This window comes from Companilactobacillus futsaii JCM 17355 (assembly GCF_001435505.1).
Lineage (GTDB): Bacteria > Bacillota > Bacilli > Lactobacillales > Lactobacillaceae > Companilactobacillus > Companilactobacillus futsaii.
Genome location: NZ_AZDO01000085.1, coordinates 1 through 867 on the forward strand (window position 1 = coordinate 1; position 867 = coordinate 867).

Annotated in this window: 1 protein-coding gene; it reads right to left on the minus strand. The window is 30.6% G+C overall.

Annotated elements, in window-relative coordinates; all coding sequences use genetic code 11:
• On the minus strand, positions 1 to 509 hold a 509-nt coding region (locus FC88_RS06985), incomplete at its 3' end, for a helix-turn-helix domain-containing protein (RefSeq protein WP_157060450.1).
• Positions 510 to 867: the final 358 nt, after the last annotated feature.

An 867-nucleotide genomic window follows, 5' to 3' on the forward strand; every position in this document is an offset into this window, starting at 1 on the left:
TCATCAACCGTAAGAATGGCGTAATATTTATTAGTTGATGATTTACGAATAGTCACGTACTTGATGATACTAGGAATTGATTTCTTATTCTTATATTTCATTACTCCAAGTTTAGGTAACTTGATATAAGAATCATCAATGATTTCAACATTGTTATGAACAAACTTAGATTGATAACTTTGTTTTGGATATTTCTTACTTTTGAATCGTGGAAACTTACGCTTTTTACTAAAAAATCCCTTGTAAGCTTCAAATAAGTCTTTATTAGCAACTTGAAGACTCGTGCTTTCAGCTTTCTTTAACCACGTATGTTCTTTTTTGAAAGTCGTCAGAATATAATTCAGGTCAAATACTTTCAAAGATTTCAAATCAGGATTATTTTCATGACGTTTAATCATCATGTTTAACATATTGTTCCAAACGAAACGATTAGCGCCAAAGTTGTATTCAATAAGTTCCCTTTGGTAATCATCTGGATAGATACGTAATTTGATACCCTTTAAGGTCATATGAACCCCCTCCCATGATTTGGTATCGCAATTATATCACATTAAGGGGAACGTATGTTTGCAAAAACACTTAAAATCGCATAAATAATTGATTCATCACGGCAATGAATTACCGTGTTTTCTCAATTAGCGATTTTTATAAAATTGAAGATACAAAAATAGGATGCAATTATTATCGAGACTGCTGAAAAAGTCTGTCTCAGTGTTTGATGAAACCTAAAATAACGATAATTAATCTATTTTCCGATTAATTATCGCTATTTTTTTGTTTCTATTCGTCGAATATTGCTTTATTTTTCATTTATTAGTTTCGTTATTCGCTTGATATTTACACAAAAGAGCGTAATCGCTCCTTGGA